Annotated in this window: 21 protein-coding genes and 1 tRNA gene; 12 read left to right on the top strand and 10 right to left on the bottom strand. The window is 53.5% G+C overall.

What is annotated here, in order from left to right; genetic code table 11:
• Nucleotides 1-216: 216 nt before the first annotated feature.
• Nucleotides 217-1,062 carry a lysophospholipid acyltransferase family protein gene (locus SYN7336_RS06325; RefSeq protein WP_017325085.1) on the bottom strand — a complete coding sequence of 282 codons (846 nt, stop codon included), beginning with the start codon at nt 1,060-1,062 and terminating at the stop codon, nt 217-219.
• Between the two features lie 182 nt (nt 1,063-1,244).
• Between SYN7336_RS06325 and SYN7336_RS06320 the strand changes: the two genes are divergently transcribed.
• Together SYN7336_RS06320 and SYN7336_RS06315 are read left to right on the top strand one after the other, a co-directional pair.
• Nucleotides 1,245-1,697: a BlaI/MecI/CopY family transcriptional regulator gene (locus tag SYN7336_RS06320; protein WP_017325084.1), complete on the top strand. Its 453-nt coding sequence runs from the start codon at nt 1,245-1,247 to the stop codon at nt 1,695-1,697.
• On the top strand, nt 1,697-2,536 hold the full coding sequence (locus SYN7336_RS06315) for a M56 family metallopeptidase (protein WP_017325083.1): 840 nt from the start codon (nt 1,697-1,699) through the stop codon (nt 2,534-2,536). Before SYN7336_RS06320 ends, SYN7336_RS06315 begins: the two co-directional genes overlap by 1 nt.
• A gap of 31 nt (nt 2,537-2,567) precedes the next feature.
• Here SYN7336_RS06315 and SYN7336_RS24730 read toward each other — a convergent pair whose 3' ends face one another.
• The 3 genes from SYN7336_RS24730 to SYN7336_RS06300 form a co-directional block, all read right to left on the bottom strand.
• On the bottom strand, nt 2,568-3,374 hold the full coding sequence (locus SYN7336_RS24730; protein ID WP_017325082.1) for a basic amino acid ABC transporter substrate-binding protein: 807 nt from the start codon (nt 3,372-3,374) through the stop codon (nt 2,568-2,570).
• 90 nt (nt 3,375-3,464) lie between these two features.
• Nucleotides 3,465-4,814 carry a TldD/PmbA family protein gene (locus tag SYN7336_RS06305; protein ID WP_017325081.1) on the bottom strand — a complete coding sequence of 450 codons (1,350 nt, stop codon included), beginning with the start codon at nt 4,812-4,814 and terminating at the stop codon, nt 3,465-3,467.
• Nucleotides 4,815-4,828: 14 nt separating this feature from the next.
• The gene (locus SYN7336_RS06300) at nt 4,829-5,029 is read right to left on the bottom strand and encodes a DUF2811 domain-containing protein (RefSeq protein ID WP_017325080.1); all 201 of its coding nucleotides are present in this window, start codon (nt 5,027-5,029) and stop codon (nt 4,829-4,831) included.
• Between the two features lie 587 nt (nt 5,030-5,616).
• Here SYN7336_RS06300 and SYN7336_RS06285 point away from each other — a divergent pair.
• The 5 genes from SYN7336_RS06285 (at nt 5,617) to SYN7336_RS06265 (ending at nt 10,746) form a co-directional block, all read left to right on the top strand.
• Entirely contained in the window at nt 5,617-6,024 is a 408-nt protein-coding gene (locus SYN7336_RS06285) for a hypothetical protein (protein ID WP_026100750.1), read from the top strand.
• 186 nt (nt 6,025-6,210) lie between these two features.
• Entirely contained in the window at nt 6,211-7,917 is a 1,707-nt protein-coding gene (locus tag SYN7336_RS27755) for a mechanosensitive ion channel family protein (protein ID WP_162139087.1), read from the top strand.
• A gap of 208 nt (nt 7,918-8,125) precedes the next feature.
• Nucleotides 8,126-8,263, top strand: coding sequence for a hypothetical protein (locus SYN7336_RS30615; RefSeq protein ID WP_017325075.1), 138 nt, complete (start codon nt 8,126-8,128; stop codon nt 8,261-8,263).
• Nucleotides 8,264-8,520: 257 nt separating this feature from the next.
• Nucleotides 8,521-9,615, top strand: coding sequence for a mechanosensitive ion channel family protein (locus SYN7336_RS06270; RefSeq protein ID WP_017325074.1), 1,095 nt, complete (start codon nt 8,521-8,523; stop codon nt 9,613-9,615).
• 189 nt (nt 9,616-9,804) lie between these two features.
• Entirely contained in the window at nt 9,805-10,746 is a 942-nt protein-coding gene (locus tag SYN7336_RS06265; protein ID WP_017325073.1) for a mechanosensitive ion channel family protein, read from the top strand.
• Between the two features lie 20 nt (nt 10,747-10,766).
• Here the strand turns inward: SYN7336_RS06265 and clpP are convergent, their stop codons facing one another.
• Nucleotides 10,767-11,393 carry an ATP-dependent Clp endopeptidase proteolytic subunit ClpP gene (gene clpP / locus SYN7336_RS06260; RefSeq protein WP_017325072.1) on the bottom strand — a complete coding sequence of 209 codons (627 nt, stop codon included), beginning with the start codon at nt 11,391-11,393 and terminating at the stop codon, nt 10,767-10,769.
• A gap of 148 nt (nt 11,394-11,541) precedes the next feature.
• The gene (locus SYN7336_RS06255) at nt 11,542-13,197 is read right to left on the bottom strand and encodes a mechanosensitive ion channel (protein ID WP_071590751.1); all 1,656 of its coding nucleotides are present in this window, start codon (nt 13,195-13,197) and stop codon (nt 11,542-11,544) included.
• Nucleotides 13,198-13,525: 328 nt separating this feature from the next.
• Between SYN7336_RS06255 and SYN7336_RS24720 the strand changes: the two genes are divergently transcribed.
• The 5 genes from SYN7336_RS24720 to SYN7336_RS06230 all read left to right on the top strand — a co-directional run bounded on the left by SYN7336_RS24720 (nt 13,526) and on the right by SYN7336_RS06230 (nt 16,956).
• The gene (locus SYN7336_RS24720; RefSeq protein WP_156820056.1) at nt 13,526-14,536 is read left to right on the top strand and encodes a hypothetical protein; all 1,011 of its coding nucleotides are present in this window, start codon (nt 13,526-13,528) and stop codon (nt 14,534-14,536) included.
• A 142-nt stretch (nt 14,537-14,678) separates the two neighbouring features.
• The gene (locus SYN7336_RS06245) at nt 14,679-15,617 is read left to right on the top strand and encodes a TIGR01777 family oxidoreductase (RefSeq protein ID WP_017325069.1); all 939 of its coding nucleotides are present in this window, start codon (nt 14,679-14,681) and stop codon (nt 15,615-15,617) included.
• 75 nt (nt 15,618-15,692) lie between these two features.
• Entirely contained in the window at nt 15,693-16,436 is a 744-nt protein-coding gene (gene psb29, locus SYN7336_RS24715) for a photosystem II biogenesis protein Psp29 (protein WP_017325068.1), read from the top strand.
• A 71-nt stretch (nt 16,437-16,507) separates the two neighbouring features.
• A complete protein-coding gene (gene secG / locus SYN7336_RS24710; protein ID WP_017325067.1) occupies nt 16,508-16,789 on the top strand; it encodes a preprotein translocase subunit SecG in 282 nt (93 codons plus the stop codon).
• A gap of 95 nt (nt 16,790-16,884) precedes the next feature.
• Nucleotides 16,885-16,956 (top strand) — tRNA-Val (locus SYN7336_RS06230).
• Nucleotides 16,957-17,076: 120 nt separating this feature from the next.
• Here SYN7336_RS06230 and SYN7336_RS06225 read toward each other — a convergent pair.
• The 4 genes from SYN7336_RS06225 to SYN7336_RS06210 all read right to left on the bottom strand — a co-directional run bounded on the left by SYN7336_RS06225 (nt 17,077) and on the right by SYN7336_RS06210 (nt 23,041).
• Complete coding sequence (locus SYN7336_RS06225; protein ID WP_017325066.1) at nt 17,077-18,339, bottom strand: hypothetical protein; 1,263 nt, start codon at nt 18,337-18,339, stop codon at nt 17,077-17,079.
• A gap of 81 nt (nt 18,340-18,420) precedes the next feature.
• Entirely contained in the window at nt 18,421-19,275 is an 855-nt protein-coding gene (locus SYN7336_RS06220; RefSeq protein ID WP_017325065.1) for a Tab2/Atab2 family RNA-binding protein, read from the bottom strand.
• A 72-nt stretch (nt 19,276-19,347) separates the two neighbouring features.
• Nucleotides 19,348-21,990: a glycosyltransferase family 2 protein gene (locus SYN7336_RS06215; RefSeq protein WP_017325064.1), complete on the bottom strand. Its 2,643-nt coding sequence runs from the start codon at nt 21,988-21,990 to the stop codon at nt 19,348-19,350.
• Nucleotides 21,974-23,041, bottom strand: a complete 1,068-nt coding sequence (locus SYN7336_RS06210) for a hypothetical protein (RefSeq protein ID WP_156820054.1) — start codon at nt 23,039-23,041, stop codon at nt 21,974-21,976. Before SYN7336_RS06210 ends, SYN7336_RS06215 begins: the two co-directional genes overlap by 17 nt.
• Between the last annotated feature and the right edge of the window lie 119 nt (nt 23,042-23,160).

Here is a 23,160-nt window from a genome sequence, read left to right as displayed (position 1 = left end):
AATTTAGTTGTCGTATAGATATTAAGAGCTGACATTAAGATTTTGGTGCAAGCATTTTTTCGTTTGAAAGGTGGAATCGATCTTTTTCGACTCCAACAGGCCGACGATCTCGGTTGTAAGTCCAAAGAGACTGAAAGCCCCACCCAGAAGGGCTCGCCCCTTCTCGCCTCTATGCAATAAAGTTGCTAACACTCTATTTCAGGGTCAAAGCCTTTCTCAAGCGCTGTACTGCGACACCAAACTATCCAAAGCCAGTTGCATGTGCCGCACGACGATCGCATAACACTCAGCGACATAATCGCGATCGCGAGCAGCCTGCAGCCCATAGCGCGGAAACGCGATCGGCTGGCAAACCCGAGTGTGAATCTGAACGGGCAAGGGGAGATTGGGCAGCGGCCCAAACGCAAACCCCCAAGGCAGGCCCAAATAAACCGGAAATACTTCTGGATCGATGCCAAACAGCCAGGGCATCAGACCTCGCTCGTTTAAAAACTTAGCTTGCTCGTAGCAATCGTCCAATATGACTAGAGTGTCGTGGGCACCCCAAGAAACAATCGGCACGATGGGCACCTCCTGCCGCAAAGCCAACTTGATAAAGCCGGTATGCTCCGCCAAGTGAATGCGATCGCGCAGGCGGTGGGGGCGAAACACATCCCGCGCCCCCCCCGGATACACCAAGACACTAGCTTGCTGCTGCAATGCAGCCACCGCCATCTTCGGGTGCGCTTGCACTGCCCCCAAGCGCGAGGCTAAAGCTCCCATTTGCGGCGACACCTGCCACACTTTCGGATGCATCAAGCCGTAAATAGGTATTTCTAAGCCAAACCGCCGAAACCAATCCACCATAAACATGGGCAAATCGGGGCTGGCAATGCCGCCATTGTGAGACCCCACAAACAGAACCGTTTCGTCTGAAGGAATCTGCTCCCAGCCATCTGTTTGTACCCGGAAATAGTAGCGATACAGCCACTCCCACACCGGCAACCAGGTTTGAATCGTCTCGGGGTCGCGAGCTTCTAAAGACCATCCCCCGTCAGCAGCCGTTCTTCCAGATGCAGGCATATTAAGAAAAGTAAAGCAGTGCGAGTTTACATTCTATCCCGCTCGACCTAGCTATTCCACTCGGTCGACCGATGGCGATCGCGGATTTTGGAATCATACCCAGACAACCTGGCGGAGGCTCCCCCTCAAAAGTTGAACCTTTGACTCAGTCACATCGATCGCTGCCTTTCCTCCACTAGCCTATGATGATTGCACAGCACGATAAGGACTCGCCAATGGCTCCCCTGCCCGATCGCCAACCCAAACAACTGTCCTTGGGTCCATTGGAAAGAGAGATTTTATCGATTGTGTGGGATTTAGAGTCGGCCACCGTTCGCGACGTCCACCAGCAGATTTTGTCCGATCCCGATCGCGAGTTGGCCTACACCTCTGTAACCACTATCCTCAATCGCCTCACCCAGAAAGGTTGGCTTAACTGCAATAAGTCCGAGCGGGTGTTTCGATGGCAGCCGCGCCTCACCCGGCAAGAAGCCCAAAGCATTGAAGCCCATGCCAAATTGCAGGAATTCCTCTCGATTGGCAATCCCGATGTGGTGGCGGCGTTTGCCGATAGCCTCGATCGCGCCAGTGTGGACAAAATGACGGCCATTGCCCAGCGACTGCAGGCGGCTCGGCGGGAGCGGGAGGAAAGCTAGTGCATTTTCTGCTCTTAATTGCCGCACTCACGATCGCGATCGCCATCCGGCTATTGCCGACATCGAGCTCGCAGGGGTGGAGCGATCGCTGGCAGCGGGCGATCTGGCGATTTGCACTGCCGCCGCTGTTACTGATTGCCACCTGTGTGGCGATTGTGGTGATGGGACCGCGCGGTCGCATGAGCGGTCATTGGCTGGGTTGGTTGAGTCACGATCTATCTCTGCTGCTGCTGCTGGCGATCGCCGCTATTGTGGCGGGGCAGGTATGGCGAGGTTGGCGAACGCTGCGGCAGGTGCAGTCCTATCCGCTGTGTCGAGTGGGGCAGCAGTCAGGGCGCATCGTACCGATCGATTTACCCTTTGCAGCTCAGGTGGGATTTTGGCAGCCGGAGTTGGCGGTGAGTCGGGGGTTGATGGAGGAACTATCGCCAGAGCACCTCGATGCCGTGCTCGTTCACGAACGCGCTCACTTGTACTATCGCGATACCTTTTGGTTCTTTGGCTTGGGCTGTTTGAGACAGTTAACCAGTTGGCTGCCCGAGAGCGATCGCCTCTGGCAGGAGCTGATTACCCTGCGGGAACTGCGGGCAGATGCGCGGGCGGTGGCAGAGTGCGATCGATTAATGTTGGCCGAGGCACTCTTTCAGGTGGCGAGTGCGCCGTTGCAGTTTGAAGGAGTCGTGGCTGCGTTTGGGACTGCTGGGGGAACGGAGCGGCTGCAGGAGCGGATTGAGGCACTCTTGGCTGGGGACTCGACTGCGGCGCTTGTCGTTCGGATGAATTGGTCTTGGTTGTGGGTGACGGTTTTGCCGCTGTTGGCGATTCCGTTTCACAGTTGATTCCCCCTTCCAATTCAGCATTTAGCAGAACTTAGAGGCCGCTCTCGGGTAGATCCATTACAGCAATCGCAGGAATGCCCCAAGCTTTGGCAATTTGGGCCAGCGTGCCGTCAGCAGCCAACTGGGCGATCGCCGCACTCATTGCCTCGGTCATCTCGGGAGTTTCCTTGCGCAGAGCAATGCCGTAATACTCTACAGTAAACAGCTTTCCCACGAGTTTTAAGCGATCGGCAAACTGTCGAGCCACAATATACCCAGCCGTCGGAGCATCGGCAATGACCGCCTCTACATCCCCTCGGGCCAATGCCGCCAGTGCCTGCTCGATGCTCGAATAGCGGCGCACGTCAATCTCGTCTGTATAAATACCCGCTTCCATATCCCCCACAGTGCCCAACTGCACCCCCACCGCTTTGCCTGTCAGATCGGCAGGGCCGACGATATCGCTTTCCACCCGCACCGTCACAATCTGGCCTGCGTTCAAATAGGGCCGAGTGAAATCCACCACTCTACTGCGTTCTCGCGTGATGGTCGTGGCTGAGGCGATCGCGTCGTATTGGCCCGCTGCCAGCGCACTAAAGATGCCCTCAAACTCTGCCGAGACAAAAGTGGCAGTGCAATTGAGGCGATCGCAAATTGCCTCCAGCAAATCCACATCAAATCCCACAATCTCCCCCTGCGCGTTCGCAAACTCAAAGGGAGAATAGGTGGTCTCTGACGCAATCGAGAGTTCGACACCGCCCAAATCTGGCAAAGCGCGGACGGTCGTCGGGAGGGCGAGCTCGATCGCCACACTGAGGGCAATCCCTGCAGCAGCGATCGGAGCCAGTGATAAGCGCATGGGAACTCCTCGCGGTGACTCGGGTCCTGATGGGGGGCAGCATGCTTCAGAGGTTGAGGCTTGGGACAGATCGCTCTGGAGGGCTGGGAATCAAACAGGGGCGATCGCCGAGAGTGCTTCGACTAAGAAAGCCGGTGCTAAATAAGCCCCCGCCCATTCTCGCCCGCAGGGCTCAATGCCATCGGGCGCAGCTCCCAACGCGATCGCCTGTTGCAAGGTCGAGTAAGCATTCCCCGCCACCATTGTGTCCTTAATTCGACCGACAATGCTGCCCCTCTCCACCCAATAGCCCAGTTCTACAGCGATTGAAAAATCCCCGGACAGATCGCCGCCATTGCCCATCCCCCGTTCCACCACAATCCCCCGATCCAGCTTTGCCAGCAGATCTGCAAACGAGAGCTGGGGTGCCGGTAAAATCGCGTTGTACAGCCCCGGTGCGGGATAGTGATTGAGCCCGCCGCGAAAACCGTTTCCTGTAGGGTCGCAGCCCAATAGTTGGACATGACGGCGATCGCAAAACCAATGGCGCAACTGTCCCTCTACAATCCAGTCCAGCGCTCGGGTCGGCGTCCCTTCATCGTCGAACGGAACGCCATAGGGTCCCAGCAGCGGCTGTTGGGAGAGGGACAGCAGGGGCGAGGTCACGCGATCGCCCAACTTGTCACACCAAGGAGAGGCTCGCCGATACACTTGCCGTCCGTTGAGGGCGGCGATCGCTGTATCCACGAGGGTATCGATGGCGGAGGGTAGAAAGATGACCGGATAGCGACCCGGTGCGATCGCCACTGTCTCCTCTGCCCAACGCAATTGCCGAGCAATGGCTTCCACCCAGCGATCGAGCTGCATCGTTCGAGAGGGCTGACCGGGACGGGGGGCATCGGTTTGCCCCGCTTCCACCCCTAAAAAATCGTCCCCTCGAATCCACTCTGCCCCGAGATACCCCTCCAAGCTCCAATCGACAAACGAGTAATCTAAACCGCGAGAATCGATCGTTCTCGAAGCATCGCGATCGAGACTCCATTCGCTATTGCAAATCAGATCGGGATGGCGATCGCGCAATTGTGCGATTCCCTGACGACCCCATTCCACTAACTGCTCCACTGCAATATCCAGAGGGGGTACGGTCCAACTCGCAGGAGCGCGAGCGGGCAACAGGGGTTCCTCCAGTCGGCCAAACTGACTCGCGGCCAGCGCCTTATCCACTAACTGGCGCGCATCGACAGGTCCGCAAGCCACCGCCAACCCGCAGCGTCCCCGAGACCAAACCCGCAGAGCTACCCCTGCCGACTCGACACTTTCCACCTGCCTGAGACGATTCGCTTCAAAAATGACCGGCTGCGATCGCGACTGCGATGCATACACCTCTGCATCGCTTGCCCCAGCCTGCAGGGCCAAATCGAGCAATTGCTCGGGATTGAGGGTGGAGAAAGCTGACCCCATGTGGCGTGGCGATATTAGGACCGGTGGAACAGACTATTGAGATAGACGCGGGCGGCCCGACGATCGCTACTACCGCAATTTTGCAGCAGGAAGAGGGATAGTGCCGCTGTAAACACTCGATCTTGGTCCCAATCGGGGTGAGTGGTCAAATATGCCTGCAAAGTATCGTTGAGTTCTTCAGGAATTTCCGTCAGGATACTGACCGTCGTGCTCATGGCAACCTCCCAAAACAGTGGTACTACTTTTCAAGCTCAGTCAGAGCCCATCGGTTTCTCGCCAAGCGCAACAACGCATCTCGAACAGTATCGAGATTTCCACAGGGGCTCCCGACAGCTATTTCGCTGGAGTGACAAAAACCTTTGAGGCGATGGAACTCAATCTTTCCCCAACCATAGCGAGTCTGTCAATCCAATTCACGCACGGAGAAGGCAACCAATTGCCAAAATTTCAATGATTCAATCGACTGATATGCATGCTTCTCTTTACATCTTGAAACACTGTGGGGGATAGGGGGAACTAGGGAGGGAGTTTTCCCCAGATTGCCCCGTAACTCTCGAAAACTCGTTCGGCACCTGTGGAAAAAGGTGTGGAAACCTGTGGAAAACTTTTGAAAAACTGGGGGTCTCTTGGGGGAAACTCTGGGGAAATCCTGTGGAATGTTGCGCAAAAAAAATTTGTTTGGAATGGCAAAATTTCAGTACTGTCCTCAAGGGCTCAGTATCTTTTACAACTTTTGACTGGGGGTTGGAGGGAGGCGATCGCCCTGCCAGAATAGATGGGGCGCTGCGAGCGGGGGTTGGGGATGTTTGGCAAATTGCAAACTGCGACGGTACGGGTGGCCGTAAAGGCTCCCGCGCCCGTCCTGGCACGATGTGTGACTGAGGCAGCATTGCTGCGCCAATGGGTCTGGCCGCAGCGGTTAGACGATCGCCTGCCCCTACAACTGGAGTTGGGCAGCCAGTTTGATTCCCATCTGGGGCCATTGCACATCGGCCATCAGGTGGAAGCTCTCGAAGGCGATCGAATGGTGCTGACCCTGTGGGGGGCAATTGATGGCTGGAACGAGTGGCGCTGGGGAAATGGATGGGTGCAGCTGCATGTGGAGGGAGTATCTTTGTTACCGTTGCGGTTGGGGCTGTCAGTCACCCTCAATCGCTTGGGCGCGTTTGCCCGACAGCAGGCAGAATCCGAGCAGTCTGGACTAGATTGATGTGAGGGATTTCGAGATCGAGTTAGAGGGGGAGCACTGTCGCGGTAGGTTATGGCAATTGGTAGGCGGGCAATTGGTAGGCGGGCAATCGATAGACGGGCAATCGGTCGATGGCTGACGATCGCGTTCGCGATCGGATTGGCGCTGTGGTCATTTTTTCTGCCCCTCGGGCATGGGAATTTGCCCGTGAGGACCCTCCGGGCTCAGCCTGCTGTCGATGTGCCGGACTCGAGCGAGTCTGACGGTCAGACCGAGCGAGAGACGAAGCCCATTGTCGAGGAGCGCGACGATCGAGAAGGATGGCTGATCTTGGGGGGGCAGCAGCTCTTTCAGTTGCAGAGATTCGGTTCGCTGAGCGCCCGCGATCGAGCCGATCTGGTGCTGTCTAAAATTGAAGATTTTCTCGAACCGGACGAGAGCGGGCGCATTCCCGATCCGCGTCTAGATGTGGATTTGGTCGCCAACACTGAATATGTGGTCCATCTCTTCGATCGCAATAACCCCAGCCGAGAACCGATTAACCTCTTCACCGTCACCCGCAAAGATGCTGCCAACCATTTAGGGATTGGGGGGGACGAGACGAGTGTGGCTCAAGTGAAGGTGGTGGCCCAACAATGGGCCAAGCAGCTCGCCCCCGCCATCAGCGAAGAACGCGATCGCCGGATTGTCTTACAGCAAGCCAGTCAACCCCTCTTATTGGCTCGCAATCTGCTATATGTCTCGGCCATTGTGGCAGTCGCGATTGGATTGATGCGTCTCAGCGATCGCGCTATTCGTCGCCTCAAGGCATTCGAACGCAGTCACCTCAACCCCATTTGGCAACTCTGGATCGATGCAAGCGCAGAATTGGCCAAGTGGTCGATCCGCCTCGGCATTGTCACGGGGGCCATTCATTTTTCGCTCGAACTCTTGCCCGTTCTAGCCCCTTTCCAAAAGGTGTTCTATCGCCGCTTAGAGGTGGCTTTCGAGACGGTATGGGGTGTGCTCAGCCGCCCCATCCTGCCCAACAGTCAAGTCTCGATTGTCAGTGTGGTTGCCTTTTTCGTGTTATCTCTGATCGTTTTTACCCTTGCCCGCAACCTCAGCAACACCTTTAAGCTCCATTTCCTGACGCGATTTGGCCTGGATGTGGGCGATCGAGAAACCATTGCCACTTTGATCAAATATGCCCTGACCTTGGTGGGGGTGTTGATTGTCGTGCCCCTGATTGGTATCGACTTTAGTTCGCTAGCGCTGATTGCGGGTGCTGTGGGTTTGGGGATCGGGATCGGCTTGCAAAATTTGAGCAACAACTTTATCAGCGGCATTGTAATGCTGTTCGAGCGCCCCGTCCAAGTGGGGGATTTTGTCGAGGTGGATGGGTTGTTAGGGACAGTCGAGCGAGTCAGCCTGAGATCCACCATTATTCGAACCCTCGATAGCATTAATGTCATCGTGCCGAACTCCCGCTTCATGGAGTCGAACGTGATTAGTTGGAGCTATCGCGATCCCCGCTGCCGCCTGCACGTTCCAGTGGGTGTCGCCTACGGTTCTGACACTCAACAGGTGAGAGAGATTCTCTCAGAGGTGGCCAACAATCACGACAAAGTGCTGAAATCTCCGGCCCCGCAAGTGCTGTTCCGAGGTTTTGGGGATTCTTCTCTGAATTTCGATCTCTTGGTATGGTCGTTACGACCTGCCGAACAATTCGTGCTGACCAGCGAACTCTATTTCGAGCTGGAACGGGAGTTGAATCGTCACAGCATTACCATTCCGTTTCCCCAAAGGGACTTGCACATTCGCACCCCTGGAAAACTCGAAGACGTCGTTCAGACCTCTGCCAAACCTAATTCGAAAAAGGAAACCTTTGAATCGAGATCGGAGTTTCAGGCAGCAAAAGACCCGACACCCTGACAGCCTGGATATCAATCGACTAGGCAATCAGCGTGTCCTATGTACTGAGCCCTACGTTCTTTCTGCCGCCGAGACAGACTATTGGATGCCCATGTTGCTGTCTGCATTCGTTGAAGGAGTAGGGGCACGCCCGTCAATATTGAATGGTGCGGGAGGATCTAGAACGTATCTCGAAAACGATTGCCGCGTTTTGGCAGCATCCTCAACATTGTCTGTACTGCTGGAGGCTTTGGACGGAGAGGTCGGCCCACTATTCAACGATGGCATTGATGGCATGGTAAAAGGTGAAGAGGGAATCGTGTTAGTCTCCGGCACCGACGGCGATAATTGCAGTGGCGAGGCTTGAGGTCCATTCATTGCTGATTCAATCGCAGTAGACCCCATCAGAAAAATTATTAAGATAGAGCAAACAATACTCAACCTCTCGAGCGCAAAGGCTATAGTTTCTGCTACATTTTCCGTCCCAAGCCTGTGCCTCATTGTTCTATTGCCAAATGTTGAGTATGATTCAGTGCAATAAAATCATAACAAACACCACTCCGTGAGGGGTCTACAGCCACTATAAAGACTGCTGACAACATACCGAGAAAACGAGGTTAGATCGTGCTGGAGGCTTTTAATATACCTTTTGATGGAGTAAAAGATGTCAATTGGCAAATTCAGCTCTTGGCTCTGGCAACGATCGCGATCGCTGCGTTAGCCATTCGAGGCATGATTGTAGCTATGCGCACGCTGAAACAAAAGCTACCTCGAATATCAACTCTCTACGAGAAAGCGATTAAACCGCAACAAAATTTTGTCAAGATTTCTGCATACATACTCCTCCTCGATCTTTGTTTGATTTTGATACCATTGAGAGTCTCGATCGTCAAAGATCTAGAGACCCTCGTAGGTCTTGTGTTTTCTTTTAGCCTCGGTACGGTTTTATATCGCTGTTTCAAAGTTTTTTTCGACGATTACTATCTGATTGCCGAGCTCAATAAAAGTCATAAACTGAACAGCGAGCTGCTAATACTCATTAAATTCGCTGTCGGCTTAGGAATTTATATTGCTGTAGTGATTGTCTTCCTAGAATTTCACCACATCAATGTCATCAGTCTATTTGCTGGCTTAGGTATTGGCGGGTTGGCGATCGCGTTTGCAGCCCAAAAGACTCTAGAACAATTTTTGGGGGGCATTGTTCTCTATATCGATCGCCCCTTTGTGGTGGATGACTACATTGGTTTGCCAGACGGAACCTTCGGTCGCGTCGAGTCTATCGGTTGGCGTTCCACCAAAATTCGTATCTCAGGGAAAGGAACCGTAGTCGTTGTACCCAACACGGGTTTAACACAGGTCGCGATCGAAAATTTCACTGGGGCGAAAAAGATGATGGCGCTTGTGAATCTAGTCTTTTTACAATCTCTACATCAAGACGAACGAGCCTTGATTCAGCAAGTGATTGCTGAGAGTACGAAAGAGATCTTTGGCCTCGATACTCGCAATACAGATGTGACGTTCAAAGACAATTTAGAAGACAATACAACGCAAGTACAAGTGACCTTTTTCATTCTGGGCTCGGGCGAGCTCTCTATGGACCTGCGAGTCCAGGTCCTCGACTTGGCCAATCAAAAGATTGCCGAACGGCTACGCAGCTATGACATCCAATTCCAATCCGACGAATCTACAATCTACGTCGACTCTCCGATTGCCATCTAGTCTCGAGCGCGGGCCATGAATCCATCTCAGCTATTAGATATGCTCGAATTGAAGGCGATCGTGGAGACCCTTGTCCAATTCCCAATTCTGGTCATATTCGCAATCTCGATCTTAGTATCCGCAATTGTTGGTCAATTCCTGCCAGATATAATACGATGTATCATCTCGAGATTCTTCTCTCCAACTACAGTGTCTACCTATGACACTCTAATTGAACCTATCTCGGGATCGATTCGTTTTGCGGGAACACTCGTACTCATTTCTCTCTCTTTGGTCTGGATTGAAGAAAAATATACAAGGGTGCATGCTTTCTTCAACCCCTTTGTCGACCTATTGACTATTGCAGCAGTTGCTTGGGGTTTCTCGCGTCTATTCCGGCAGATTGTCAGAATATATGGCATCGATCTGCTTCGCCGGTACGGTCGCCAAGTTGATGATATTTTACTGGTTTTCGAAACATTTATAAATCTCATCATTGGATTTATTGCTATCCTTGCCTTTGCGCAGAGTCAGCAATTCAATCTCATTGGTTTACTGGCAAGTTTTGGGCTCAGTGGATTGGCCGTAGCCTTTGCAGCTCAAAAGATTTTGGAGCAGTTGCTCAGTACGATTGTGCTCTACTTAGATCGCCCTTTCGTTCCGGGAGAATATATTCGCTTAGCAAATGGTCAGCTCGGTAGAGTTGAGTCAATTGGGTTGCGATCGACCAAAATCCGAACGCCAGCGAAAAGTACACTGCTCATTATCCCAAATTCAAACCTAATCTCGATGGAAATCGAGAATGTAACCCGAGCTAAGAAAGTTATGGTGATGCTCTACTTAGATTTCAAGAATTCGATTGATAAGAAGCATTCAGCCTTAGTCAAGCAAGTCATTTCTGAAAGTACAAATTCAGTGTTTGGCATCGATCCAGGCAGCACGAGCGTCACCTTCACCCCCGATCGAGCTGATAAATTTACCCAGGCTAGGATAACATTTTTTATTCTCGGTTCTAGTGAAAGCTCAATTGCTTTAAGAAAGCGCCTGCTGGAATTAGCCAACAAGGCGATCGCCGCCAAGCTTCAAGTCCACAACATCGATTTTACAGCTAAAGAGCCGACAATTTATGTCGAGTCTCCGGTCACAATATAATCGAGCGCCAAGTAACTCCCTCAAGCCCCTGTGGTCGGACGCTTGTCTGACGGTAACAGATGCTTTTCAATCACCATATCGATCAGACCGTATGCCTTGGCCTCCACTGGAGACATAAAGAAATCGCGATCCGTATCGCGCTCGATTCTCTCCAAAGGCTGTCCCGTTCGCTCTGCCATAATCTGGTTCAATTGCTGCTTGACAAACAGAGTCTCCCGCGCCTGAATCTCCACATCAGTCGCCTGTCCCTGTGCTCCCCCCAGCGGCTGGTGAATCATGATACGAGCATTGGGTAGCGCCATCCGTTTGCCGGGAGCTCCGGCATTGAGCAAAAATGCTCCCATGCTGGCGGCCAAGCCCATACACACCGTGCAAACGGCTGGCTGGATATGCTCCATCGTGTCGAAAATACCCATGCCGGCATAGACCGAGCCGCCCGGACTGTTGATATAGAGATAGATATCTCTGGCTGGGTCCTCCGACTCTAAAAACAGCATCTGGGCGATCGCCAGGTTGGCGACTTCGTCATCGATCCCCTTGCCCAAAAAGATAATCCGATCGCGCAGGAGGCGGGAGTAGATATCGAATGCTTTTTCGCCGCGACTGGATTCCTCAATAACAGTCGGGATGGCATTGAACGCAGACATACAAACAGGCTCCGGTGAATGCAAAAGAAAATGCTGGCAAGATTTCCTTACCAGCATGGCATATCTCATTGTTCTAGGTGGAACTGGAGTTGCAATCAACGACTCCTATTTCGAGGAGACTGCTGCACAGCCGTTGGGGAGATCGCCGTTAAGTCGACGAGCTGAAGCTGTCTAGCCAATTGCGCAATTTTTCGCCAGCCACTTTGCGACCGCCCAAGCCGAAGGCGATGGCAAAGGCGATCGCCAAACTGCCAAAGAAGAAGCCAAAGGCCAGGTTGACAATCTGAGAGGCAATCCCGATTTGCTGTAAAGCCATTGCCCCCACCAACACCAAAATGCCCACCCGCGCGGCCAAGGCCAGCAGCTTGGTTTGGCTGCCCGTGCCGGTACTGGAGATGAATCGGCCAGCCAGATTGGCCAGATACAGCCCGATGCCAAAGATGAGCACGCCCACCAACACCTTGCCCGCAATCTCCAACAGTTGCTCGGCAATGTCGCTGATGGCGGCTAGGGCCAACACTTCAGTGGCAGCTACGGCCCCCAATAAGACGATCGCCACCGCCACCCCGATACCGACGATTTCAGACGGAGATTTAGTGGGAGGGCTATCTCCAGCCGCTTGCTCTTGCTCTGCCGCTGCAGGCAAAGCGGGTAGTGAAGGAAGGCCTAGCCAACTGCTGATGTTATTGAAGCCGATCCCGGCCAAGAAACCGGTGACGAAGTTCCCCACGAGACGGCCAATGACATAAAACACTGCTAGGATGACCGCTGCTGTCACCGCTTGAGGAATAAACGTCAGCACCCGATCTAGCATGGCGATCGCCGGGTCCGAAATCGATTCAATCGCCAACTCGTTCAGTGCCGCTACGATCGTCGGAATCAAAATCAAGACGAAAACGATCGTACCGATCGCCCCAGATAGAGAGAAGGCCGTAGCTCTCTCGCCCTCTTCCCCTTCAGCCGCTCTAGAGGGCAAACCAAACTGTTCGCCAAAGCGATCGATACCCGTGGAAGCCAGTAAGTTAGTCACGATCCCCCGCACGATCTTGGCCAGCAGCCAGCCCACAAAACCGATGACGATCGCCACCAGAATATTCGGAATGGCATCGAGAATGCGGTTTAGCAGATCTTGCACTGGTGCTAGGGGGCCTTCGAGCTCCAGCACCCCCAGAATCGTGGGCAGGAAAAACAGCCAGATAAACCAGTAGAGGATATTGGCAATCGTTTCGCTTACAGGAATGGGAGCAGCCCCTTCCCCCTCACCTTGCTCTGCCAACTTGTCATCCAGCCGCAGGGGAGCGAGGCCCCGCACCAGCAGCAATTTAACTGCAGTTGCCACCAACCAAGCCACCACGACCAAGCCGATAGCAGACAGCAATTTTGGCAAGTAGTTAAACACTTGCGCTAAAAAGTCATTCAAGGGGGAAGATACGGCTTCTAATTGGAGGGTGTTGAAGAATGCCACGATCGTGAAGATCGCGATAGTCCAGAACACAATGGTGTAGCCCCACTTTTCAGTGGGGGGCCGCTCCCGTAAGTCTTGACCAGTCACCCATTGAAAAAGTTTGTTGTCCCAGTCAGTGCTGTGGAGGATTTTTTTGGTGGCGGTCGCTGCAAGGACGGCAAATAGCCAGCCGCCCAAGAGGACGAGAATAGCCCCCAGCAAATTGGGGAGAAAACCTCCTAATTCACCGGTCAGGTTATTGAAAAATTCGACTACTGGCCCCGCTTGAGCGAAGGTGGGAGGCGGGGTCAGCACGCTAGGGTCGAATGACGCCATAGATAGCTGCACGATTTCAGTCATAAGTAATGATGTAATAAGTGGACAATCTGCACGAGTTATCGGCTATCGACTGGCAAACAAACCTGCCGTTGCAGCGATATCCTCCAGTCTGGATACACTTTTCGGCACAGTTGTCAATCAATACTTCGATATGTGAATTATGCGACACACATAAGCAGTGGCATCGATATTTAAGCTATTCCTCGCTATTTTACCGATTCGAACTGAATGCCTTTCAGACTATTTTGACGCCTGACCGCCAAAAGGGTTTCCTCGAAAAGATATTTCAAGTATTATTTCCAATTGTTGCGATGAAATTAGACTGGGAAAAACCCGCAGGCGTGAATGTTTGTGCGCAAATTTGCGCGAGAGTCAATCGTACTCGCTAGGCGGCCAAGCGATCGCAGAAGCCCAATCCCAACCCGACCCTCTGGTTCATCCCTATCCCACGGGCAGACCGCTATTGTGGAGAGTGGCCCCTGACAGGGGGCGATCGCGAAGCGCATCGGATGGGGAAGCAGTAGTGGATCGATCGAGCGGCCGAATTCTGTTATTCGACACCAGCCTGCGAGATGGCTTGCAGATGCGGGGGCTGAGATTGGGGATCGAGGAACGGGTGGCGATCGCGTCGCTGCTCGATCGCATGGGGATTGATGCGATCGAAGCTGGCTCTTGTCTGAACGGCAAACAGGATTTAGAGGGATTGGAGGCGATCGCCCCCACCATCCAGCGGGCAACAGTTTGTGGCTTAGCCAGTCCCGATCGGGCCGATATCGAGCGGGTGGCAGACGCTTTGCAGTCAGCCGCGAAACCCCGCCTCAATACTTATGAGTCCACTCGGGTGACGCAACTGGAGAATGTTCGCCCCCTGTTAGATCGCGTGCGAGATAGCATCCTCCGGGCAAAAGATCGGTTAGAAGATGTGCAGTGGTCGGCTGTAGAGGCTACTGCCAGTGACATCGAGGTGGTGTGTCAGGCGGTGGATGTCGCCATTGCCTGCGGGGCCACCACGATTAGTATTGCCGATACCAAAGGGATTGCCGTTCCAGAGGCATTTGCTCAGTTTCTATTACAACTGCAGGACGCCGTTCCGCAGTTGGGGCAGGTGACGCTGGCGATACACTGTCACAACCATCGGGGATGGGCTGTCGAAAATGTCCTGGCGGCGATCGGCGTAGGAGCGCGACAGGTGGAAAGCACGTTAGAGGGGATTGGCCCTCAAGGGGGGAATTCGAATCTCGAACAGTGCGTGATGGGTATTCACGATCGCTACAGCTATGGGGCGATGGAGCTCGATATTGACTTCAACCTGCTAGAAACAGCTTCGCAGCTCGTTCGCAAGAAAATGCCGCGAGCCTAGATCCCCAACTGTCCTAGATTTTCGAGCTTCAACCATCAACCCCATGCCTGCCTCGCATTCCTCAGACCCACAGCCAGCCGAATGGGATCGAGCCGAAACCGACATACGCTAGGCTTTTAACAACTGTTGCGCGAATCCATTAATGAAGATTGCGATTTCTGGAGGTTCTGGATTTGTCGGGCGGCGCTTGGCGCAGATGCTGCTGGCCGCCGGACACAGCGTGCGCGTGCTCAGCCGCAATCCAGCTGCAGCCCAACCCGCATTTGCCGACCTCCCCGCCGATCGAGCCGATCGCCTCAGTCTGACCCCATACGATCCCCTCGATCGTCAAAGCTGGAAGGAGGCTCTGACTGGCTGCGAAGGTGTTGTCCACTTGGCGGGCGAAAGTCTGATCGGATCGCGCTGGACGCAGAAAAAAAAGACTGAAATTTTGCAAAGTCGAGCCCAGACCACCAGCAAGCTGGTGGAGGCGATCGGACAGATGGACTCGAAGCCTCAAGTAGTTGTCAGTGCTTCAGCCATCGGCTATTACGGCGATCGCGGCGACGAATTATTGGATGAATCCAGTCCGCCAGCCGACGACTTTCTCGCCCGCGTCTGCAAAGAATGGGAAGCTGCCGCCCGCCCCCTCGCCAACTTGGGAGTCCGCCTCGTGCAAGTGCGCATTGGCATCGTGCTCGGTCCCGGCGGCGGCGCTCTGGCTCAAATGCTCGGCCCCTTCCAAATGTTTGTAGGCGGCCCGATCGGCAGCGGTCGCCAGTGGACCTCGTGGATTCATCGAGATGACCTGGCTGGCGCGATCGTTTATGCCCTCACCCACGACAGCGTTTCCGGCGTTATAAACGGCACTGCCCCCAACCCCGTCAAAATGGCCACCTTCTGCAATATCCTCGGGCAAGTAATCGCTCGACCCTCTTGGCTGCCCGTCCCCAGCATCGCCCTCGAACTGCTGTTGGGAGAAGCCGCCCAAATTGTCCTAACGGGTCAGCGGGTCCTGCCCAAACGCACCTTAGAGCAAGGCTACCAGTTTCAATATCCCGACCTCAAGCTGGCTCTGCAGGAGATTTTGATCGGTTCGTGAGCTCGGCCAATACTTGCTGTACCGCCACTGTCAAGCGAGAATGGGAAAGCTCCTCCATAAAAGTCCTCAGATAACGTGAACGCCGTTCGTACTGTCGCCGCAACTAAAACCGCCTTCCAGCAGGGCTACCAGCGCCCGATCAACTCCATCTACCGTAGCTTTGTGGAGGAGTTCTTAACGGAACTCCATCTGGTGACGGTAAACAGTAGCTTCTCTTACAACCCCTTTTTTGCCTTGGGGATGACAAAGGTGTTCGAGCAGTTTACGCAGGGGTATACACCAGAGGCAGAGCCGGACAAAATCTTCGATGCCCTCTGTCAGTCTCTGCAACTCAAACCCTCCGTAATTCGACACGATGCCGCTAAGTTGTTGGAGTTACTAGAGTCGAGCGATTCCGATCGCGCTGTCAGCGTACTCCAGTTGCAAGCAGGTGTTGAGGATATCGGCGGGATCGCTGGGATTTTGGAAAAGATCCGCGATGACGAGAAGTTCCACTACAGCCGCACCTTTTTGTTGGGGTTATACATCGCCTTCGAGACAGTGGCTGGCCATCTAGGAGATCGCGATCGCCGCACCGAACTGTTTGTGGATTTAACCCAAACCTTGAATCTATCGAAGGAGCGGGTGGAAAAAGATCTCGATCTCTATCGTTCCAACATCAGCAAATTGGAGCAGGCACAGGCATTGATGCGAGATTTAGCAGAAGCAGCTCGCCGCCAGAAGACTCAAGCGAAAACCAGCCCGCCTGCTGCCGAGCCACCCCTCCCCAAGACAGAGGATGCCTCCATCGAGCCTCCGGCCCCAGCGGAAGAGGGGTGATTGTTCCGATCGCTCGGGATGAGTGGTTTAATTTGAGTAGTTAATTGAGTCTTGTTGCGAGAACCGATGTCATGACTGCTGTACTGGAATTTTTCTGGACTGTTTCCGCCATTTTGATGGTGGTGTTAGTGTTGCTGCACAGTCCTAAGGGAGATGGGATTGGGGCGATCGGCGGTCAGGGACAATTATTTTCGAGTACCAAGAGTGCCGAGAAAAGTTTGAATCAATTCACTTGGATTGTGTTGGCGGTCTTTCTCGGCTTGAGTATTTTGCTGAGTGCGGGTTGGGTGAGTGGCCCGATCGCCCAGTACGGTTTTCAGTTCTCCTCACTGCCGATCGGTCATTGGTCCTGAGTCCTCGCCCCTGCTCTCGATGCCAGAACCCTGCGATCGCTACCGCGATCGGGCAGGTAGGAACGGGTAGAGGCGTGATAGGATTGAGGACCTCGGGGCGCTTGGCACAGTGGTAGCGCGCTTCCTTCACACGGAAGAGGTCACTGGTTCGAACCCAGTAGCGCCCATGTCGATCGGACCCATCACTCAGCAAGCTCGGTCAGTCGCGCTCGGGACTTCCAACAGGGTTATTTAGGAGGTGGGAAATGAGAACCCTGGCTGTTATTGACGCTGTAGAGCGCAGATTGTCAAGATAGGCTACTCAGCAAAACATCTAACCGGGAAAACATCAAGGCATTATTGATCGAGCAAAAAATCGTCAAGAAAAAGCATGTCAGTAAACTAATCCTCCGAAATTTGCCTAAGGTTCCATACGCTGAAACCAGAATCAGCAGTGGCAGAAAATGCAGAGAGAATAGGAATGTTTCAGTGCCATAAAGTATGTGCAGCAATAGCTGCCCGAGCAGCGTCAAACCAATAGCAAGCCTCAATCTCGATCTGACTTTTTGCTTATACAGACTGTAAACACCAAGCCCAATCAGTACAGTCCAAAGGACGACAGCGATCGATCCCCACAGACTGCCCGATCCGGGAGATGAGAATTGGGTAATGAGCTTTGGAAAATCGGGATGTTGAATATTTTCGACGCTTGACCATTGAGGCATTACAATGCTATGAAAAAAGAAAGATTTGAGTACCCTAAAAATCCCTCCAGATTCAGGATTTAGGGTAAATTGCTTGAGCCCAGTGCTGCGCTGATCTAAGAAAAATTGGGTGTTGGCAAAAAATAGCCTCTGAATTCCCCATAAAATTGCGATCGCGATAAAGGTTTGTCCCAATGTCTTAGCTGCTTTTCTTCTCGGCATCGAAACCACAGTTGCAATAATTCCAACCATCCAGTTTGTGATGGTCATACTCATTGAAAGAATCCCAGCTATGATGAAATATATTCTCGGCAGCTCGATATATTCACTAGCGGCTACGCATGCTATCGCGACAAGAATAGTGACCGACCCAAATGAAAATGATTCTGGAACCGCAAACCAAAAGATTGAAGATGCGCTGACTGAAGCCAAAACACTAAACAGTATACTGTCTGGACGACGACATCCCATAGCCCTAAAAAGTATATATAGCAAGCCAAGCCATATAGATGCAGATATGGCTATTAAGATTTGAACTGCTCTAAGATTGCTGACACCTGGGACGGCAGAAATAATTGAAGTAATAGGAACAATGAACAATGGGAACAGAGGGTGAACCTTTGTTGACCTCAGATTATAGAAACTATTTCTTTGGATGGCGGTCTCGATAACCCTAGGAATATCGCCATCAAACCAAATATCAAATTTCTGTAAAACAATTGGCTGCACACTTTGCTCGGTGAAGTAGACTGCCAGTCCAAATAAAGTCGATAGGGCGAGTAGAGTCCAGAAGTCATATGCATTGCTTTTGATAAAATCACCAACCTTTCTATGCTGGCAGAGTTCATCTATTCTGTCTTTCAACATTCCTGCTTCTCTTTAATGTTCGGTGACGTTATGCTTGGATGACTTTTGAAAGATGAAAAGATGGCGCGATCGCAGTCAATGCTAGGTCAAGTCGATCTCCCGCAACAGCCACAAACCTGAAAACGATTGGCTCCTCGGGTCTGCTTGAATGCCCAAAAAGTGCAATCCTCTCACCTCCAGCTTGCGCCGCTCGAAGCCCTCTCCCTCGGCACGAGTGGCCTCGCTATTGAAACGCGCCACAATATCGCGATCGCTCGCCCCCGACTCCAAGACCAGCCCCGCTTGCTGGCCGCCATAAGCTTTCAAAAACACTGGCTCTACGCCAGTCATCCAAGCAGCCAGTGCCTTGGCTCGACTGGAAAACAGCAATAGCCCCGGCACAATCGTGTCGGGATCGAACCGGTCCCATTCCGCCGAAAACAATTCCCCAAAGTCTCGCGGCCATTCCCCCGCTTCGCGCATGTCGCGCACCCGCAGCGTCACCAAAGCCCAGCGATCGGGCTGTAGCGCATCTGGCAGCGGATTGGGAGCCTCTCGCTCCATCTCAATCGGAATCGCGATCGCTTCGGGCTCGTATCTATACTCGGGCTCGTTGGGGTAGACCTCTTTGGCCCGCTGCTGCATCCAACTGGCCAGCGCAAACACCCGCCGCGTCAACTTGAACGGCACTCCTATCTTGTCGCACGATCGCGCCAAAATAGTTTTGATACGTTCGCGAAAGGCCCGAATGGTGGTGGGACGAACGGGAGCTTCGTCAATCCATTCTTGCAGTTGTGCTGCCACCCAAGGGGTAGTCGCTTGCGTATTGGCACAGTAGCTAGATCGTTTGTAGGTGCCGTGGCTATCGCAGGCCAGCAACTCCCAGACTCGCTTGCCTCGCTCGTCCAGCAGAGGCCGCGAATAAAAATCGATTTCCCAGATTTTTGAAGGTTCCACCGCAGATTCTCTGGCTCGGGGATAGGTTTTATCAGTGTACAGACGATCCAGGAATTACCGGAAAACTAGACTTCAGGCTACCTGCGCAGCCTGTTGCTGGTTGAGTTGAGCCAAAAGCGGCTTCAGTTTCGCTGACTGCTGCGATCGCAACGATTCGGGAAACGAAAGTTCGATCGCAGTCCGCTGAGTGCCCTGTAATGGCTGCAACCGATCCACTTGCGTTACGAGATTGAGGAACTGGCCTCCCGGCCCCCTCAGCCGCACACCCAATACCGGGCGATCGCGCTCTAGAGCCGCCACATCCAAGCGAGCCGGTAATTGCGCCTCTAGTTTCAGACTGCGACTGCCCAATTCCGTTACATTGCTGGGGTGAAACTGCCCTTGCCAGAACAGTTGGGCGGGCAGTTGTATTTTTTGGCGCGCTACAACGCTTTGGTAGGGAATAAACTCTTGTAAGGCCCTGCCCATGGCGGTTGCGATAAACCACATCGAGTGCAAGGGGCGATCGATCTCGGCACGATGTTGCGAGAACCACTCTTTCACATCCGAATAGAGCACCAGTGCTAGGTTGTCCAGTTGCTTGCGATAGAGCTCGTACTCCTCGGGGGCGGCATTTGGCTGGGCCCAAGCGGAGTTCTGACCGATGCCAAAATCGACGCCCACATCCACCTGGCCGCTGTCAACCGGGCGCGTCCAGACGATGCGCGATCGCAGCAGCCGCACTCGACGTCCGTAATCTCCCACGAGCTCTACCTCTAGGTCTTCAGAGAGATCGGGCTTTCGATTCAAACGAATGCGGGCCCCCGTCTCGCTCACATCCAAGGTATATCCCTGCCACTGCCGACCGGGGCCAAAGATCGTCGCCTCCAGCTTGCGATTGAGGCGGTGGGATTCTCGCAATTGTGCCTGTTCCAAACACACCAATACCCCTCCCCCGAGCAAAACCAGATTGAAAGCACACCAAGCGGCATTCACCAACGTGGCCTCTATATCTTCCGGACGCAACAAAATCCAAAAGGGAACCGCACAGATTGCTACCCCAATCAGCCCCAACAGCCAGAGTAGATAGCGCGCCGACTGCCAGTCGAAATTGCGCTGGGTGACCAACATGCCTTTATCGGTGACGTTAAACGATCCCAGGCTGGGGTTAATCACGGCCATGAACGTGACATATGCCGTTTGAAAGGCCAAAACAAACTCGAACAGCTCATTCCACCAAGAGTAGCGGACGTGTTTGTGGACAATGTGGTTGGCGTTCAGAGAGAGGATGATGTGAGGGAGCGCGTATAGCAATGTTTCCACCCCCAAACCTCGAATGGGGTTGATGCCAAACAGGAGATAGAGGGTCGGCACCACAGCATAAATGAGGCGCGGAATGCCATAGAAAAAGCAGAAGGTCGCACTGAAATAACACAACCGCTGCGCGATCGTGAGATTGAGTTTGGGGTTAATGAGAGGGTTTTCAGTGCGCAGAATTTGGGCCATCCCCCTCGCCCAGCGCACCTGCTGGCCGACATAGGCCGAGAGCAGCTCGGGGGCCAAGCCCGCCACCATAATTTTGTCGTAGTAGAACGACTTATAGCCCAACGAATGCAGTCGGAAGGCCGTATGGCAGTCTTCTGTGACGGTCTCGACCGCGATTCCGCCCACCTGCAGGACGTACTCTTTCCGAATGACAGCAGCAGAGCCGCAAAAGAACGTGGCGTTCCAAAAGTCGTTGCCCTTTTGCAAGACCTTATAAAACAGCTCGTTGTTGACAGGAATTTTGCCACGGGTCAGGAGATTGCGTTCGAATGGATCGGGATTGAAAAACCAATGGGGGGTCTGCACTAAGGCCAACTGCTCGTTGTTGAAAAAGCCCACCACTTCTTTCAGGAGGCTGCGGGCGGGCATGTGATCGCAGTCCAGGATCAGCACCAGCTCGCCCTTGGTTTTGGGAAAGGTCTGGTTGATATTCCCGGCTTTGGCGTGGGAATTGTCATCCCGCGTCATCATCTCGACGATGCCGGGGTGGTCTGGGTCCGCCGAGATTTCGTCACACATGGCGTAGAGTTCTTTGCGCCGCGAGGCATATTTAGCCGCACGCCCGTCGTCGAGGATATACACCCCTTTTTTGTGTTGGGGATAGTCGAGGGCCAGTGCTGCCAGCACCGTTTTGCGGACAATTTCCACATCCTCGTTGTAGGTGGGAATGTAAACATCCACTTTGGGCCACTCATCCTGCTTGGCTTCATCCAGCGGGATTGACGGGCGATGTTTAATTCTGAGGGTTTGGAAAAAGCTGAGCAACAACATCACGATCGCATATAGCTCGGCACTGAAGAGCAGCACACTGGCGATACCGTCGGGAATATTGGCGAAGTTGAGCGTATAGACCACCCGGTAGTAGAGGTACCGCATGGTGGTCAGCAAGCTGAGGGCGATGAGAAATAAGTGGAGGTTATGGGAGAGCTCGGAGTATTCGCGGCCGCCGAAGCGGTTATCAATTTGAATGGCAAGCTCGCCCAAGCCCAGCACGGCGAAGGCTAAAGCGGCTTGCTGCCAAACCTGCAGGGAGGTGACGATTAAGGGGATGGCGGCAACAGCGAGCAGGAGGAGGCAGGCGACTAACTGCCACTGGGGGAATCGTTTGAGGGCCTGCGAGCATTGACGGTTAAAGCGTTGAAACCAGCGATCTAACACTTCGGCAGAGCACCCATTACCGAGTTTGAACATAAGACTCCAAATCTTGCAGGCGCTGCTCCAACACCTGTAACAGATTCAACTGTTGCTGCATGCGATCGAATGCGGCTGGATCGATATTGCCCTCCTCGGGCTGCAGGGCGACCGTCACGTGGCGAGAAAGGTCTTCTGCTTTGGCAAGGGACGAAAGGCTGGATGCGATGCGATCTTCCAGGCTGGAGGTAGGGGGTGCAGGCTCTTTAGCCAGGGGTTGCCGGTTTGCGATCGCATTCGTGTCGGAGAGCTCGGGATGGGCGATCGCTGGGCTGACGGGGGTTGTATCGAGTGGGCGATCGCGCTTGGCAATGTCTGCGACTCGATTCACTTGGGCTGTCAAATCTTGCACCCACAGATCCAGCTCTTGCAGTGCTTCGAGCTCTAAAGGCTCGTCGGCGATATTGGATGGGGAGGGTGCGACTGAAGCATCGGTTGGGGCAGTGTTTTCGACTGAGGCCAGCCAGTTGCCAAAGAGGCGTTCGATCGAGGAAGTCGAGGCGTCGATGGAAGTTTCCAGTTCGACAGAGTTTGGGGCTTGCAGTTGAGATTGAGAATCTCTGTGGAGGGAGGGGCGATCCAGCCAGGATTCTAAGCCTGAGAGCAGGCGATCGCCTTCGGGAGATGCCTCGATCTCGACAGCGGCTTCAGATGCAGAAATAGGCTCGGTCGATTGAGACTGGCTTGCCACTGGGGGGGCATCTGACATGAAGCAGGTCAGACCAATGGCTTCCAGCTGAGCGGGAGAGAGCCGCAGAGCTTCAATTTCCTCGTTTTTCTGGGCCAGTTTTAGCTCCAGTTCGGCCTGACGTTTTGCCAGTGTTGTTTTGCTTTGGTTCGCTGCCCGCCAGCCAGCGATTGATAGAGCTGTCGTTCCGACCATCGCGCTTGCGGCGAATGAGAACATCACATAGGGCCAAGCAGCATCTCTGACGCGGGCATCGAAGATGCGATCCCGTTCGATTTCCACAACGAGAGACTTGTGTTCGTTCACCTTCAAGGCAATCGACAGGCCGAGGAATAGGATGCCAGCTAACAGGGTAGCGGGCACAACAGCTTTTTTAAGCGAATTCAATGACATAGCTGCAATCGCAGGTCTGGATTTCTAAAGGACTAACGCTTCACCGTTCTGTCTGGCGGACAGTGACGAGTAGTCATAGAGTACCCATT

Origin of the sequence: Synechococcus sp. PCC 7336 (assembly GCF_000332275.1) — a bacterium.
Taxonomy (GTDB): domain Bacteria; phylum Cyanobacteriota; class Cyanobacteriia; order Thermostichales; family PCC-7336; genus PCC-7336.
Note: the sequence above shows the minus strand (reverse complement) of the source record. Positions and strands in the feature narration are given on the sequence as shown.